The organism is Subtercola boreus (genome assembly GCF_003399645.1).
Classification (GTDB): Bacteria; Actinomycetota; Actinomycetes; order Actinomycetales; family Microbacteriaceae; genus Subtercola; species Subtercola boreus_A.
On record NZ_NBXD01000025.1, the window covers coordinates 43055 to 57236 of the forward strand.

Sequence of the window (14182 nt, forward strand, 5' to 3'; positions counted from 1 at the left end):
AGGTGCCAATGAACCACACCAAGGTGTACAGCAGGGGTCGACGGTGACCGCCGACCAGGGGCGGCGTCGGCACTACGGCGAGTTCTACGGCCTCGAGGGCGACGTCGCCGAGGGAGCGGGTGCCAGCGGCTCCGCGGGCTCCGCGGCGGGCACCGACGCTCCCCTCGCCATCGTCTTCGGCAACTGCCAGGCCGAGTCGCTGCGCATCATGCTCGACGGTCCCGACCTCCGCACGGTTCGCGTGCCGCCCGTCTTCGAGCTCGAGCCCGATGATCTGCCGCACCTCGAGCGGCTGCTCTCCCGCACCGCGGTTCTGATCAGCCAGCCGGTGCGCGACGACTACCACGACCTGCCGCTCGGTACCGCCCAGCTCGCCGCACTGCTGCCCGCGTCTGCCCGAGTGGTGCGGATGCCGGTGGTGCGGTTCGCGGGGCTCTATCCGTTTCACGTGATCGTGAGGCCACCCGAGGACGCGTCACTGGTTCCGCCGGTGGTGGAGTACCACGACCTCCGCACGATCGCGCGGGCGTGGCGGGAACGGTTGCGGCGGGCTTCTCCGCTCGATCAGGCGCTCATCGGGCGAAACCGCTTCGTCGAGACCACCACCGGCGTGCGCATCCGGGAGATCGCCGCCGAGTCGATCGCCCAACTGCGTCGGCGCGAGCTGCACCACGACACGGTGAGGGTCTCCGACCTCTTCGCCGCTCCGGGTTTCGAGCAGATGCGAACGATCAACCACCCGGGTAACCCGGTGTGGACGGCCGTCGCCGCGCGGCTGCGCGAGCGACTGTCGCTGGGCGAGCACGTCGTCGACCCGGGCCGTGAGCTGCTGAACGAGGTGCACGCGCCCCGGGAGCCCGACGTGATCCGAGCCTTCCAGCTCGACGCCGAGCCTCGCGCCGACTGGATCGTGCGCGGGCGCGCCGTTCCCCCGGAGGAGGTCGAACGCGCCCACCTCGCCTGGTACGCCCAGCACCCCGACGTGATCGACGCCGCCATCGCGCGCCACTCGACCGCGCTCACGACGCTGGGGCTCCTGCCGCCCGACGTCGTCGCCAACCCTGCCGCCGCAAGCGCTGCCGCCGCCGCCGCCGCTGCCGCTGCCGCTGCCGCCTCCTCCGCTGGCGCCACCCCGCCGCACCCGACGGGTCGCGCCGGCGGCGCGGGCTTCGCTTCGTGACGGGCTCCACCGGCATCCCGACGCAGCTCGTGGTCGGGTCGCCGCGGCACGCCGTCACGCGCTACGCCGAGGCGCTCTGTCGTGCGATCGCCGCCTGTGATGCTCCGGATGCCGCTGGGCCCGCACGCGACCCCGTCGAGCCGGTCGGTGCCCACGCGCCCGTCGTCCGGGTGCAGAACGCCCGCGATGCGCTGGAGGCGGTGGCGGGCATCCGCACCCTGCACGTGCAGTTCACCGACCGACTGTTCGGCGCGACCCCGGAGCACGCGGCGGAGCTCATCGAAGAACTCGCCGCCCGCACGCGGCTCACGGTGACACTGCACGATCTGCCGCAGCACTCCGACGGCGAGGGCAACCTGCCGCGGCGGGCGGCGGCGTACGCGCGGGTCGTACGGGCGGCGCGCGGGGTCGCGTGCAACAGCAGGCACGAAGCGCTGCTGCTCGGGGAATTCAGCCTGCCCGGATGGGAGTCTCCGGTCGCGGTGATCCCGCTGCCGGTGGAGGGTGCGCCCGCCCGCAGCCGCGACGCCCGTGCGGAAGACACCGTGCCCGGCACCCCCGCGGATACCGGCGCCCCCGCGGGCACCGGCACCCCCGCCGAAGCCGCCATCCTCGGCTACTTCTACCCGGGCAAGGGCCACGCCGAGGTGATCGGCGCCGTCGCCGCCGGGCGGCTCCCGCTCGCCGTCACGGCACTCGGAACCGCCGCCCCCGGGCACGATGACGACCTCGCCACCGTCGTCGCCTCGGCCGCCGGACTCGGCGTCACCTTCACCTCGACCGGCTATCTCGACGACCACGCCCTGGCGTCGCGCCTCGACGATGTGGCCGTTCCGGTGGCGGCTCACCAGCACCTCTCGGCGTCGGCCTCCATCAACACCTGGATCGCCTCGGGCCGTCGCCCCCTCATCCCCGACGGCCGGTATTCCCGCGAGATGGCGGAGCTCCGCCCCGGCACTGTCACGGTGTACGCCCCGCACGAGCTCGCCCGCGCGCTCGAACATGCGGCGCGGCATCCGGAGACCACCCGCCTCGCGCCCGGCACGAGCGTGCGCCCCGACGTGAACGACGTCGCCCAGCTCTACCTCACCTGGTGGGCGGGCCTTCGATGACCGGCGGCCCCCGCGCGGGCATCCCCCTCCCCGGCAACGACTGGAGCCTGCTCGACGGCGTCACCCCCGACGAAGCCCCCACGGTCTCGGTCGTCGTCGTGCACTTCGAGCAGCAGGCCGAGCTCGACCGCACCCTCGCCGCGCTCCGTCGCCAGACCCACCCCGCCGACCGCCTGCAGCTCATCGTCGTCGACGACGGATCGCGCACCCCGCCCGTCGTTCCCGCCGATGTGCGGGTGCTGCGGCAGGCCGACCTCGGGTTTCGGGCATCCGCCGCCCGCAACCTGGGCGCGGCCGCAGCGACCGGCGAGGTGCTGTGCTTCCTCGACGCCGACACCGCACCCGAACCGGGGTACGTCGAGGCGATCATCCGCCTGCCCGCCCTCGCGCCCGACGTGGTCACCGTCGGCCGACGCCGCCACGCCGACTTCAGCGACCTGCCCGCCGACGCCCCCGTCGAGACGGTGGTGGGCACAGCCCCCGAGCGGGAATACCCCTCCCCCGAGTGGTTGCTGAGCGCCTACGCCGACTCCCGCGACCTGCTGGTTTCGGATGATCGCTCCTACCGCTTCGTCATCGGCGCCGTCGTCGCCTGCAGCCGCGCCCTCTTCCGCGCGACCGGCGGCTTCGACGAGACCTTCACCACGTACGGCGGCGAGGACTGGGACTGGGCCTTCCGCGCCTGGAACGCCGGTGCGCTCCTCGCCCACGTTCCGTCGGCCGTAGCCTGGCACGACGGCCCCGAATGGGCCGGCCGGGCCGACGACCCCGGTCGCATGGCGCGCAAGAACGCCGAGACGCTGGCGCTGGCAGCACGCATCCCCGTCGCCGGGTCGCGTCCGCTCGCGCTGCGGTCGAGCGCCGACGTGGTCGCCCCCCTCGATCCCGCTTCTGCGGCGAACCCGGGCGCCCCGGGTAGGACCTCGGGGCCGCAGACCGACCACGCCCCGGGCGAACGCACCCCGACGACCGACACTGTGGCGAGCATCCATTCGGCCCCCTCGCTCGCCGCCCTCGTTCTCTCGGTCGACACGGTGCTCGACGCCCTGCCCGGTGCGGTTGTGCGTGTTCCCGCCGAGTTCGCCGACGCCCTGGCTGCGGATGCCCGCATCACCCCTCTCGGACAACCCGTTCTGGCGCGGCTGCTCATCGACGTGCCCGTGGCGGCGCGCTTCGACGTGGCCGAGCTGCGGGCGGCGGCGGAACGGATGACGACCGACTCGCTGGGCTCCCTCGACCTCCTCCACGGCGGCGACCGAGTCGCGCGGCTCGAGGCGCAGCGCGCCGTCGCCCGCGAGACCCGCTGGGGCCGCACCGACCTCTTTCCCCACCTCACGGCCTCCTGCATCTCGATGCGGATCGTCGGCGAGCCGGATCTGGGCGCCTACTTCGGCGGCTGGGGCTGACGCCTGACCCTGCGCCCAGCCCCGGCCCTCAGCGGTCGAGGGCGATGTGCCGCAGGTACCGCTCGGGCGAGTCGAGGAAGGCACGCCAGGTGCGAACGAGATCGAGGTCGTCGTAGTCGCACGCCCGCAGCCCCCACTCGCCGACCTCGAGCACGTCGGCCCCGGGGTATGCGGCGAGAATCGGGGAGTGCGTCGACAGGATGATCTGCGAACCGCCCGCGACGAGCTCCTGAATCAGACCGATCAGCGCCAGGCAGCCGGGCACCGACAGCGCGGATTCGGGCTCGTCGAACACCCAGAGTCCGCGAACCCGCGACCGGGCCATCACGAGGTCGATGAACGATTCACCGTGGCTGCGCTCATGGAACCCCTGGCCGTCGCCGATCGATTCGAGGTAGGTGAAGAACCCGTGCATGGTCTCGGCGCGCAGGAAGAAGCCCTTCTTCGACGCTCCGCCACCGCGGACGAGCTGCAGGTGTTCCGCGAGCGGTGACTCCGACCGACGCGTTCGCGACATGGCGCCCGTGGAGCCGCCCTCCGCATTGAGCCCGAACGCGATGGCGATCGCCTCCACCAGTGTGGACTTGCCCGCTCCGTTGTCACCGACCAGAACGGTCACCGCACCGAAGTCGAGCCCGTCGTCGAGCAGCTGGCGCACCGGCGCGAGGGTCGCCGGCCACACCGTGCGGTCGAGCGACGCGGGAATGCGCTCCTCCACGCGCCGCAGGGGCAGTGTCACAAAGGGCTCCTGCGCCTCCCCGGTCACGGTTTCCGCGTCTCGAGCACGAAGGTCTGCATGGGGCGTTTCAGCAGGGAATGCTCGAAGACCTCCCCGAACGCTCGCCAGCCCCGGCCGGTGTAGAGGCGCACCGCGGCGCGGTTGTCCAGGAGCGCGTGGAGCACAGCGCTCTCGTGTCCCCTCCTCCGCAGCTCATCGGCTGCAGCATCCATCAGCCTGGCGCCGAGCCTCTGCCCCTGAGCCGAAGGTGCGACGGCGAGCAGGCCGATCACGGCTGCGCCCGCGGGGTCGCTCGGCAGTCCGCTCCCCGGCTCGGTTGCGAGCACGAATCCCCGGATGTCGCCGGTGGGTGCCTCGGCAACGAGAAAACACTCCGCGCGGTCGAACTTCGGCCGGGCCCGCTCGGCCACCCCCGCGACCGCGGTGCCGTCTCGCGCAGCGCACGCCTCCACCCACAGCGCCACGCACTCCGCCACGTCACCCGGCCGGCCCTCCCGCAGCACAGACTCGACCACCCCGCTCGCCTGCTGCATGCAACGAGTATTCCATCCCGCCTGCAACCCGTGCGCGCCCTGCCGCTCGTGCTGCACTCAGGGGGCGCGGCGGTAGCGGATGTGCGTGGCGAGCGGCGAGTGCAGGGTCTCGACGGGCTCCATGTCGAAGGAGCCGATGCCGTCGAAGAGGCGCTCGCCCGAACCGAGCAGAACGGGTGCGATGTCGAGGGTCAGCTCATCGATGACCCCGGCGAGGAGAGCCTGGCGCACGGTCGAGGCGCCGCCGGCGATGTCGACGCCCCTGTCGCCGGCCGTCTCGCGTGCCAGGGCGTAGGCAGCGTCGAAGCCGTCGGTCACGAAGTGGAAGGTGGTGCCGCCACCGAGCTCGAGGGGTTCCCGGGCGTGATGGGTGAGCACGAAGACCGGCGCATGGTACGGCGGTTCGGCACCCCACCAGCCGAGCCAGTCACCCTCCCACTCGCCCCGGATCGGCCCGAACATGTTGCGACCCATCACGTACGCACCGCGCGGCCGCATCAGCCAGCCGGTCGCGACCGCGTCGGCCTCGGTGGCGCGCGCGTCACCCATGTGCCAGGCGTGAACCGCGTGTCCGCCCCTGCCGAGCGGATGCTCGAGGCTCTGTTCGGGCCCGGCGACGTATCCGTCGAGAGAGATCGACATGTGGCAGGTGGTGTCGGTCATCGGCAATCCTTCCGGGCGGGCATCCTGTGGCTGAGAATCTATCGGAAGATGATCTCCCGCACACCAGAAAGGTCGGTGCCCGCGGGCGCTGTCTAGACTGGAAGGGCATCAGAAAGCAGAGGTCCGGTCGATGACCACCACCCCCGTCGCCACAACCGCACGGCCGTTCAGCGCCAGCGAGCTGGAGGCTCTGCGCGCGGACTTCCCGATTCTCATGCAGGAGGTCAACGGGCATCCGCTCGTCTACCTCGACTCGGGAGCGACCTCGCAGAAGCCGCTCGCCGTACTCGACGCCGAGCGCGACTACTACCTGCACCAGAACGCTGCCGTGCACCGCGGGGCGCACACGCTGGCCGCCGAGGCGACCGAGATGTTCGAGGAGGCCCGGGCCTCGGTCGCGCGCTTCGTCGGCGCCGATGACGACGAGATCGTCTGGACGTCGAACGCCACCGAGGCGATCAACCTCATCGCCTACGCGATCTCGAACGCGACCGCGGGGCGCGGCGGGGAGGCAGCGCGGAGGTTCGCACTGGCGCCGGGCGACGAGATCGTCGTGACCGAAATGGAGCACCACGCGAATCTGCTGCCCTGGCAGGAGCTGGCGGCGCGCACGGGAGCCGTGCTGCGGTTCATCCCGCTCGCCGGTGACGGCACGCTGCGGCTCGACCTTCTGCCCGACCTCATCGGCGAACGCACCCGCATCGTCGCGTTCACGCACGTGTCGAACGTGCTCGGAATCATCAATCCCGTCGCCGAGCTCGTCGAGGCCGCGCACCGCGCCGGGGCCCTCGTGGTGCTCGACGCCTGCCAGTCCGCGCCGCACCTGGCCCTCGACCTGCATGCCTCGGGCGTCGACTTCGCCGTGTTTTCGGGGCACAAGATGCTCGCACCGACGGGCATCGGCGTGCTCTACGGCCGCCGCGAGCTGCTGAACGCGCTGCCGCCTTTTCTCACCGGTGGCTCCATGATCACGACGGTCACGATGGAGGGCGCGGAATACCTGCCCGCCCCGCAGCGCTTCGAAGCCGGTACACAACGGGTGTCGCAGGCGATCGCACTGGGCGCCGCGGTCGACTACCTCAGCGCCGCGGGTGTCGACCGCATCGCCGCCCACGAGGAGCGCCTCGGACAGCGACTCGTCGAGGGGCTCAGCGCCATCGACTCCGTCACCGTGCTGGGCCCGGGCCCGGGCCGTGAGCGGGTGGGGCTGGCGAGCTTCGATGTCGCGGGCGTCCACTCGCACGACATCGGCCAGTTCCTGGATGACCGGGGCATCGCCATCCGCGTCGGACACCACTGCGCACAACCGCTGCACAGGCGCTTCGGGGTCACGTCGAGCACCCGCGCCAGCACCTACCTCTATACGACCGACTCCGAGGTCGACCAGCTGCTCGAGGGCGTCTCCGATGCCATCGCGTTCTTCGGGGCGCACGCGTGAGCACGGGCGATCTGCAGGGGCTCTACCAGCAGGTCATCCTCGACCACGCCCGCGAGAAGCACGGGTTCGGGCTCGGCAATGGGCAGGCACCGGATACCGCATCCCACCAAGTCAACCCGACCTGCGGTGACGAGATCACACTCCACCTCCACCTCGAACCGGGTGACGGGTCGATCGGGTCGGTGCGGTGGGAGGGGCAGGGCTGCTCGATCTCGCAGGCGTCGGCCTCACTGCTCGCCGACCTCGCGCCCGGAATCGACGTGCCGGGGATGCGCCAGCGCATCGACGCCTTCCGTCTCGCAATGCGCTCGAAGGGCACGATCGAACCCGACGAAGACCTGCTCGGCGACGCCGTCGTACTCGGCGGCACCTCGAAGTACATCGCCCGCGTGAAGTGCGCCATGCTCGCCTGGGTCGCTCTCGAAGACGCTCTGCTGAAGCTCCCCGCAGCGCCCTGACCCGGCCGGCTGGCTCGCCGGGCGGTCAGGCGGCGGCCCGGGCCAGCACTGTCGAGACGGTGACGGGGTCGGCGAGCACGCGGAAGTGCCCGCCGGTGTCGAGCTGCACGTTCTCGGCACCGATCAGCGCGCTCCCCTCCGGGATGTGCGGGTCGAAGACGCCGAACACCGACGTGATGCGGGCGTTCACGCTCACATCCACGTTCAGCGCCGAGAGTCCGGGGTCGGATGCCGAGAACGCGCGAAGCGAGCGCAGCGGAAGGTAGCGGGCGTACCGCGACCCGCCGAAGGGTGCCGCCACCGCGACCATCTGCGACACGCGGGCGCCCGAGCCCGGCTGAAGCATGACGTATTTGCCGACTAGACCGCCCTTGCTGTGCGACACGATCACCACATCGTCGAGGTCGTGCTGGTCGAGGTAGTCGGCGACGAGGTGCGCCGCAGCCACCAGCGGAACGCGGTTGTTCTGCAACAGAGTGACCACGTGCACCGGATGCCCGGCCGCGTGCAGCGCCTCGATGGTCGGCCGGAGGAACTGCCACGTCTCGAAGATGCCGGGGATGACCAGCACCGCCCGCCCCGAACCACTGAGGTACTGGCGGGAGTTCGCGCCCGAGAATGCCGCTCTGACCTGCCAGTGCACCGCATAGACGTAGTCGAGAAACCACCACCGCGCGTCTGACAGCACCCGCGACGCGCGAGATCCGGTCACGCGGGACGGCCGGGGCGGTACTTCGCATCGTCGCGCACGTCGACGCGGGTCACGTGCTCCGAGACCTCGGTCACGTCGATGCGCGGCTCGGCATCCGACTCGTCGGCCTTCGGCGCGGTCATCAGCTGGTCACGGCGTTTCTCGGCGGCATCGTCTGTCTCAGGGGGCATGCCTTCACGGTATCGCCCCGGGAAGCTGCCCGCGGGGGCTTGCGCTGTCGGGCCCTGCTCCGGGCCCGCCGCCGCCGGAGCCTCCGCACTATAACCCCAGTCCTCCGGCTTGCATAGTCCTATTCAGCGACGCTCAGAGCAGGAAGCGTTGCTGCCGTCAACGACACCGCCCCAGCAGCCCTGCGGGGCAGCCTTGAACGCTGTGGCTTCCAAGAAAGGCATGATCATGACAGATAGTTCCTCCCCGAAGGTCGAGGCTGCGAAAGACCAGGCCTCGCAGCTGAAAGACCAGGCCGTCTCCTCCGGCCAGCACGTCGCCGAGACCGCAGCCGACCAGGCCGGCTCCGTCGTCGGCGAAGCGAAGGTGCAGGCGAGAGATCTCCTCGGCCAGGCCCAGAGCGAGCTCCGCGACCAGGCCGGGTCGCAGCAGAAGCGCGTCGCCACCGGCCTCCGCGCGGTCAGCGATGAGCTGAAGGGCATGGCGGAGAGCCAGTCCGACGGCGGAATCGCCACCGACCTCGTGCACCAGGCCGCGTCTCGCGCCAGCGGCATCGCCACCTGGCTCGAGGACCGCGACCCCGGAACCCTGCTCTCCGACGTGCGGTCGTACGCGGCCCGCAAGCCCGGCACCTTCATCGCCATCGCCGCGATCGCCGGCGTCGTCGCCGGTCGCCTCACCCGCTCCCTCGCCGGCAATGCCACAGACGAGAAGGCAAAGGAGCAGGCGGCGACCCCGGCTCGCGTCTCCGACGTCACGACCACTCCGGGCTACGTCGACCCGGGCTACGTCGATCCGGGCTACGTCGATCCGGGCTACGTCGATCCGGCCCCCGTCGACCCGGCTCCCACCTCCCCGGCCCCTGTCGACCCGCTGTATGCCGATGCCGCTCCGATCGACGACATCAGCCTCCGTTCGCACAACGTCGACGACGAGTTCGGCGACCGCGCGACGGTCGAATCGCTCTTCGGCGAGGACGCTCCGACGCGCTCGTTCGACGAGACCGCCCAGGGCGACGACTACCGCGGTGACCGCTCGTGACCGACGGACACACACCCTCGGAGGAGAAGGCCGCGAGCACCTCGCTCGGCGACCTGCTCGGCGAGGTCACGCGTGACCTCTCGACCCTCATGCGCCAGGAGGTCGAGCTCGCAAAGGCCGAACTGAAGCAGTCCGCCTCCAAGGCCGGCAAGGGTGCCGGGATGCTCGGCGGGGCCGGATACGCCGGCATCATGGCCATCCTGTTCCTGTCGATCGCCCTCTGGTGGGGCCTCGGCTACCTCATCGACAACACCTGGTCAGCCGTCGTCGTCGCCGTCATCTGGGCGATCATCGGACTGGTTCTCTACACGCGGGGCCGCAAAGAGCTCAAGCAAATGCAGGGCGCTCCCCGCACTGTCGATTCCCTGAAGAAACTTCCCGAAACACTGAAAAGAAATGAGGAGAACCGATGAGCGACTCACCTGAAGAGATCCGTGCACGCATCGAGGCCAGCCGCCTCGAACTGAGCTCCGACGTCGACGCCCTTGCCGACAAGGTCACTCCCGCGAAGATCGCCGAGCGCCAGACCGAGAAGGTCAAGGGGGCTCTCGGAGGCATCCGCGACAAGGTCATGGGCGCCGCGTCCGACGCGAAGTCCTCGGCCGGCGACGCTGGCGGAAGCGTCGGTGACAGCGTGAGCGGCCAGGCCCAGAAAGTCGCCGACAAGGCGTCGGGCAACCCCTTCGCCGTGGGCCTCATCGCCTTCGGTGTCGGCCTGCTCGTCTCCTCGCTCATTCCGGCGAGCACCACGGAGAAGGAGGTCGCCTCGAACATCAAAGAAAAGGCCGCTCCCCTCGTCGAAGGTGTTCAGGATGCCGCGAAAGAAGTCGCCGGCAACCTGAAGGAGCCGGCCCAGCAGGCTGCCGCCGCCGTGAAGGACTCTGCAACGGATGCCGTCGGCACCGTGAGGGAAGAGGCCACCACCGCGACCAGCGACATCAAGGACCAGGCCGGCCAGGCCCGCCACGTCGTGCAGGACGAGGCGTAACACGTCGACCACGATGCCCGGGGGCGACAGCCCCCGGGCATCCATCGTTCTACCCGTGAGGAACACATGTCAGACATCGGCGCCAGCGAGAAGCTGAAGAACGCCCCCGCCCCCGACGATGCGCGAAAGCCCGACGGGCCCACCGACGTCGACAGACCGGCCTGGAAGTACGTCTTTCGAAAGACCCTCCGCGAGTTCGGTACCGACCAGTGCACCGATATCGCAGCCTCGCTCGTCTACTACTCCGTGCTGGCGATGTTCCCGGCACTCATCGCCCTGCTGTCGCTGCTCGGCGTGATCGGGCAGGGCCAGCAGGCGACGGATGCCCTGCTCGAGGTCATCGGCAGCTTCGCCCCCGCCGACACGGTCGAGACGGTCCGCGGCATCCTGGAGCAGTTCACCAACTCCCCCGCCGCCGGCTTCGGGCTCGTCTTCGGTATCGTGCTCGCGATCTGGTCGGCCTCAGGGTTCGTGACCGCCTTCAGTCGAGCGATGAACCGCATCTACGAGATCGACGAGGGGCGCCCGTTCTGGAAGCTCAAGCCCCTCCAGCTGCTCGTGACGGTGATCGTCATCGTGCTCATCCTGGTCGTACTGGTCATTCTCGTGATCTCGGGGCCGGTGACCGATGCCCTGGGCAGCGCACTGGGGCTCGGCCAGACCGTTCAGATCGTCTGGTCGATCGCCAAGTGGCCCGTACTGGCCCTGGCTGTCGTCTTGATCATCGCGATCCTGTACTACGCGACGCCCAACGCCAAGCAGCCCAGGTTCCGCTGGATGAGCATGGGGGCCCTGCTGGCACTCGTCGTCCTCGTTCTCGCGAGCCTCGCCTTCATCTTCTATGTGACGACCTTCGCGAACTACGCGAAGAACTACGGGTCACTCGCCGGCGTGATCATCTTCCTGCTCTGGCTCTGGATCGCGAACATGGCGCTTCTCTTCGGCGCCGAGTTCGATGCAGAGCTCGAGCGGGGCCGGCAGCTCCAGGCCGGCATCGAGGCGGAAGAGAACATCCAACTGCCGCCCCGCGATACGCGGAAGAGCGAGAAGGCGGCCAAGAAGGAGCAGGACGACGTCGACCGCGGTCGCGAACTGCGCGAGAGAGCATCGGCCCGCACGAACAACGACTGACCAGCGTCGGATCGGGCGTCACGGCTCGGGCGTCACGGCTCGGGCGTCAGCGCGCGGGCATCACCGCTCGGGCGTCACCGCTCGGGCGTCAGCGCTCGGGCATTAGCGCTCGGGCGTCACCGCTCGGGTGGCCGTGCCTCATGGTGCGGCCGCCCGTGCGATCTGCGGTCCTCTTTCATCTCGGCTTCGAAGAGGTGGCGCCTGCCGCCGACGAGGTCGTCGCGGGCTTCCTGCTCGAAACGTCTGAAGGTCTCGTAGTATCCCCGGTCGTACTCCTCGATGACCTGGAACGTCCACCGGCCGTCAATGACGTTGCGGCCGACGAGCTCGGTGTCGATGCGGTCGGCGAGCTCCGGATGCCCGGACTCCCGCAGCAGCGTCACCGCCTCCCCCAGGGCGAGGTCAGCTGTGCCGGTCAGCCGGTGGAAGCCGTAGAGCAGGCCACGGGCGTGCTCCACCACCTCGAGGGCCTCGCTCAGCTTGCCGAGCGCCTCGACCGTCGCGTCGTCGACCCCTGCAGGCCGCTGGTGGGCTTCGTCCGGGCCGTCGATCATCAGTGCGCTTCGAGGAAGGGCACGCAGAACCCGGCGACCGTCGCGACGACCATGCCGACCCCCAGGGCGACCCCGGTATGCAGCCGACGCCGACCGGATTCGCCGCGAGTGGTTCCCCACATGTACGCCGTCACATGCACCCGACGGGCCTCATCGACGAGCGCCTGGGTTCCGGGCAGAGTCAGGTCGAGCGCACCGCTCGCCGCCTGCGCCTCGATGCGCGTGGCTTCGTCGAGCGTCATCAGCTCGTTCCTGTTCTGCCGCACGGTCACCGCCTCCCCTTCTCTTCTCTTCCAGCCTAACCGCGCCATGCCCCGAGTGGCAGGGCCAGGCCGCGTCGACTTCCTCTCCTCTCTTCTCCTCCACAACCAGCTGTCTGACCGGTTTGTCCACTGTTCTGGGTGAGTGGCGTCGGGTTTCGGATGCCGGTGGTTGACTATTCGCATGAACCGAGCATTACTCACCAGATTACCGGAGCCGTCGACGGTGCCATCCGCAGTCTCGAGGCGGGAGCGTTTCGCGGCGGCGGTGACCGCGGTCCTGCAGAGTCACCGCCTGCTGGCTGCGGCGCAGGCGGAGCACGCGGCGCTGGTCGAGGAGGCACGCCTGGCGGGTGTGGGTCTGCACTCGCACGACACGTTCCGTGGCGGCCCGCAGTGGTCGAGCCAGATGGTCGCAGAGCGCGAAGTCACCACCGAGCTCGCAGTCGCCCTGCACCTCAGCGAGGGCGACGCCCGCCGACTCCTGCACACCAGCGAAGGCCTCACCGGTATCTTCGCGTCGACCATGACCGCTCTCCGCTCCGGTGCGATTCCCTACCGCCACGCTGAGAAGATCGTGCAGCACTCCCACACCCTGCCCGCCGCCTGCCTACCCGCCTACGAGGCCGAACTCCTCCCCGCCGCCAAGAAGGTCTCCGTGCAGCGCCTCGAACGACTCGCGCGCTCAGCGGTCGAGCACGCGCAACCGGATACCGCGATCCAGCGCCACACCGACGCCGCAGCATGCCGGCGCCTCTACCTCGAACCCGCCTCCGACGGTATGGCCTACCTGTCGCTGTATCTCCCCGCGGTCGAAGCGGTCGCGATCCACACCCGCGCAACCGAAATGGGACGTTCCGCGACGAACTCGGGCGACCCCCGCACCCTGAGCCAGTTGCGCGTGGACACCCTCACCGACCTGATGCTCAACGCCGAGACCCAGATCCCCACCGTCACCCCCGGCATCCGCGCCCGCGTCAACATCACCGTGCCCGTCCTCACCCTCCTCACCACCCACCCCGAAGCGCCGGCAGGCCACGGGACGGCACCCGCCGCCCACGGCGTCCTCCCGACCTGCGACCCTTCCTCCGCAATCGCCGAAGGCACCACCCCCACACCAACCACCCCCGCGCCGGGCGCCGCGCCAGCCACTCCTGCGCCAGCCACCCCGCCGGGCACCGCTGCGCCAGCCACTCCTGCGCCCGGCACCGCCGCGCCAGCCACTCCTGCGCCGACCACCCCGAACTCCTCCCCAGATGACAGCGGGACCGATGACCGGTTCGCTGAGCTGATTGCCGGGCTCGATACCGGGCGGTGGGCCGCACTCGAAGGATACGGACCCATCGACCAGCACACCGCACTCATACTCACCCGCGACGCGCCCTCGCTCCGGCGGATCCTCACCGACCCCATCACCGGAACCACCCTCGCCTACGGACGAGAACGCTATAAACCCCCCGCCGACCTCGACGAACTCGTTCGACTCACCCACACCGAATGCAGCTTCCCCCTCGACTGCACACCCTCCACCGCCGCAGACCTCGACCACACCATCGCCTGGAACGACGGCGGCACAACCGAACTCCTCAACCTGAGCCCCCTCTGCACCAGCCACCACACCGCCAAACACCACACCAGCTGGACCATCCGACAAACCGACGACGGCACCATCACCTGGACATCCCCGGCCGGCTTCGAATACACCGTCGAACGCACACCCCTCACCCCACCGACCCGCCCCAGGCCACACTTCGTGGAGAACAGAATCGAAACATCGGTGGCCCGACCACCCTTCTGAC

17 protein-coding genes are annotated in these 14182 nt (G+C 70.1%); 10 read left to right on the plus strand and 7 right to left on the minus strand.

Annotated features, from left to right (window positions below; genetic code table 11):
- Positions 1-43 precede the first annotated feature (43 nt).
- The 3 genes from B7R24_RS17625 to B7R24_RS12955 are packed head-to-tail and all read left to right on the plus strand — an operon-like array spanning position 44 to position 3698.
- A complete protein-coding gene (locus B7R24_RS17625; RefSeq protein ID WP_172582816.1) occupies positions 44-1180 on the plus strand; it encodes a WcbI family polysaccharide biosynthesis putative acetyltransferase in 1137 nt (378 codons plus the stop codon).
- A complete protein-coding gene (locus B7R24_RS12950; protein WP_116419390.1) occupies positions 1177-2292 on the plus strand; it encodes a hypothetical protein in 1116 nt (371 codons plus the stop codon). Before B7R24_RS17625 ends, B7R24_RS12950 begins: the two co-directional genes overlap by 4 nt.
- The gene (locus B7R24_RS12955; RefSeq protein WP_116419465.1) at positions 2289-3698 is read left to right on the plus strand and encodes a glycosyltransferase family 2 protein; all 1410 of its coding nucleotides are present in this window, start codon (positions 2289-2291) and stop codon (positions 3696-3698) included. Before B7R24_RS12950 ends, B7R24_RS12955 begins: the two co-directional genes overlap by 4 nt.
- A gap of 28 nt (positions 3699-3726) precedes the next feature.
- Here the strand turns inward: B7R24_RS12955 and B7R24_RS12960 are convergent, their stop codons facing one another.
- Genes B7R24_RS12960 through B7R24_RS12970 form a run of 3 tightly spaced genes read right to left on the minus strand, consistent with a single transcriptional unit; the run spans position 3727 to position 5633 of the window.
- Positions 3727-4437, minus strand: a complete 711-nt coding sequence (locus B7R24_RS12960) for an AAA family ATPase (protein ID WP_253259459.1) — start codon at positions 4435-4437, stop codon at positions 3727-3729.
- Positions 4438-4460: 23 nt separating this feature from the next.
- Entirely contained in the window at positions 4461-4970 is a 510-nt protein-coding gene (locus B7R24_RS12965; protein ID WP_116419391.1) for a GNAT family N-acetyltransferase, read from the minus strand.
- A 57-nt stretch (positions 4971-5027) separates the two neighbouring features.
- A complete protein-coding gene (locus B7R24_RS12970; protein ID WP_116419392.1) occupies positions 5028-5633 on the minus strand; it encodes a dihydrofolate reductase family protein in 606 nt (201 codons plus the stop codon).
- Positions 5634-5763: 130 nt separating this feature from the next.
- On the opposite strand from B7R24_RS12970, the gene B7R24_RS12975 reads away from it, so the two are divergent.
- Positions 5764-7071 (plus strand): aminotransferase class V-fold PLP-dependent enzyme, encoded by a 1308-nt coding sequence (locus tag B7R24_RS12975; protein WP_116419393.1) that lies wholly within the window; start codon positions 5764-5766, stop codon positions 7069-7071.
- Positions 7068-7529: a Fe-S cluster assembly sulfur transfer protein SufU gene (gene sufU, locus B7R24_RS12980; RefSeq protein ID WP_116419394.1), complete on the plus strand. Its 462-nt coding sequence runs from the start codon at positions 7068-7070 to the stop codon at positions 7527-7529. The genes B7R24_RS12975 and sufU overlap by 4 nt, the downstream gene beginning before the upstream one ends.
- 25 nt (positions 7530-7554) lie before the next feature.
- On the opposite strand, the gene B7R24_RS12985 is transcribed toward sufU, so the two are convergent.
- The gene (locus B7R24_RS12985) at positions 7555-8241 is read right to left on the minus strand and encodes an esterase/lipase family protein (protein WP_116419395.1); all 687 of its coding nucleotides are present in this window, start codon (positions 8239-8241) and stop codon (positions 7555-7557) included.
- Entirely contained in the window at positions 8238-8411 is a 174-nt protein-coding gene (locus B7R24_RS17630; protein WP_172582817.1) for a hypothetical protein, read from the minus strand. Before B7R24_RS17630 ends, B7R24_RS12985 begins: the two co-directional genes overlap by 4 nt.
- A gap of 226 nt (positions 8412-8637) precedes the next feature.
- Here B7R24_RS17630 and B7R24_RS12990 point away from each other — a divergent pair, with 226 nt between their 5' ends.
- From B7R24_RS12990 to B7R24_RS13005, 4 genes are all read left to right on the plus strand, one after another.
- Positions 8638-9450 (plus strand): hypothetical protein, encoded by an 813-nt coding sequence (locus tag B7R24_RS12990; protein ID WP_216363694.1) that lies wholly within the window; start codon positions 8638-8640, stop codon positions 9448-9450.
- Positions 9447-9863 carry a phage holin family protein gene (locus B7R24_RS12995; protein WP_116419396.1) on the plus strand — a complete coding sequence of 139 codons (417 nt, stop codon included), beginning with the start codon at positions 9447-9449 and terminating at the stop codon, positions 9861-9863. Before B7R24_RS12990 ends, B7R24_RS12995 begins: the two co-directional genes overlap by 4 nt.
- The gene (locus tag B7R24_RS13000; protein WP_116419397.1) at positions 9860-10438 is read left to right on the plus strand and encodes a DUF3618 domain-containing protein; all 579 of its coding nucleotides are present in this window, start codon (positions 9860-9862) and stop codon (positions 10436-10438) included. The genes B7R24_RS12995 and B7R24_RS13000 overlap by 4 nt, the downstream gene beginning before the upstream one ends.
- Before the next feature lie 66 nt (positions 10439-10504).
- Positions 10505-11569 (plus strand): YihY/virulence factor BrkB family protein, encoded by a 1065-nt coding sequence (locus B7R24_RS13005; protein WP_116419398.1) that lies wholly within the window; start codon positions 10505-10507, stop codon positions 11567-11569.
- Positions 11570-11685: 116 nt separating this feature from the next.
- Here B7R24_RS13005 and B7R24_RS13010 read toward each other — a convergent pair whose 3' ends face one another.
- Complete coding sequence (locus B7R24_RS13010; protein WP_116419399.1) at positions 11686-12123, minus strand: hypothetical protein; 438 nt, start codon at positions 12121-12123, stop codon at positions 11686-11688.
- Entirely contained in the window at positions 12123-12395 is a 273-nt protein-coding gene (locus B7R24_RS13015) for a hypothetical protein (RefSeq protein WP_116419400.1), read from the minus strand. Before B7R24_RS13015 ends, B7R24_RS13010 begins: the two co-directional genes overlap by 1 nt.
- Positions 12396-12609: 214 nt before the next feature.
- Between B7R24_RS13015 and B7R24_RS13020 the strand changes: the two genes are divergently transcribed.
- Positions 12610-14181, plus strand: a complete 1572-nt coding sequence (locus tag B7R24_RS13020) for an HNH endonuclease signature motif containing protein (protein WP_172582819.1) — start codon at positions 12610-12612, stop codon at positions 14179-14181.
- Position 14182: the final 1 nt, after the last annotated feature.

Coding starts and splice junctions, on each gene's coding strand:
- B7R24_RS12955 (WP_116419465.1), top strand. CDS start 2,289: ATGACCGGCGGCCCCCGCGCGGGCATCCCCCTCCCCGGCAACGACTGG.
- B7R24_RS12965 (WP_116419391.1), bottom strand. CDS start 4,970: ATGCAGCAGGCGAGCGGGGTGGTCGAGTCTGTGCTGCGGGAGGGCCGG.
- B7R24_RS12970 (WP_116419392.1), bottom strand. CDS start 5,633: ATGACCGACACCACCTGCCACATGTCGATCTCTCTCGACGGATACGTC.
- B7R24_RS12975 (WP_116419393.1), top strand. CDS start 5,764: ATGACCACCACCCCCGTCGCCACAACCGCACGGCCGTTCAGCGCCAGC.
- B7R24_RS17630 (WP_172582817.1), bottom strand. CDS start 8,411: ATGCCCCCTGAGACAGACGATGCCGCCGAGAAACGCCGTGACCAGCTG.
- B7R24_RS12990 (WP_216363694.1), top strand. CDS start 8,638: ATGACAGATAGTTCCTCCCCGAAGGTCGAGGCTGCGAAAGACCAGGCC.
- B7R24_RS13000 (WP_116419397.1), top strand. CDS start 9,860: ATGAGCGACTCACCTGAAGAGATCCGTGCACGCATCGAGGCCAGCCGC.
- B7R24_RS13005 (WP_116419398.1), top strand. CDS start 10,505: ATGTCAGACATCGGCGCCAGCGAGAAGCTGAAGAACGCCCCCGCCCCC.
- B7R24_RS13010 (WP_116419399.1), bottom strand. CDS start 12,123: ATGATCGACGGCCCGGACGAAGCCCACCAGCGGCCTGCAGGGGTCGAC.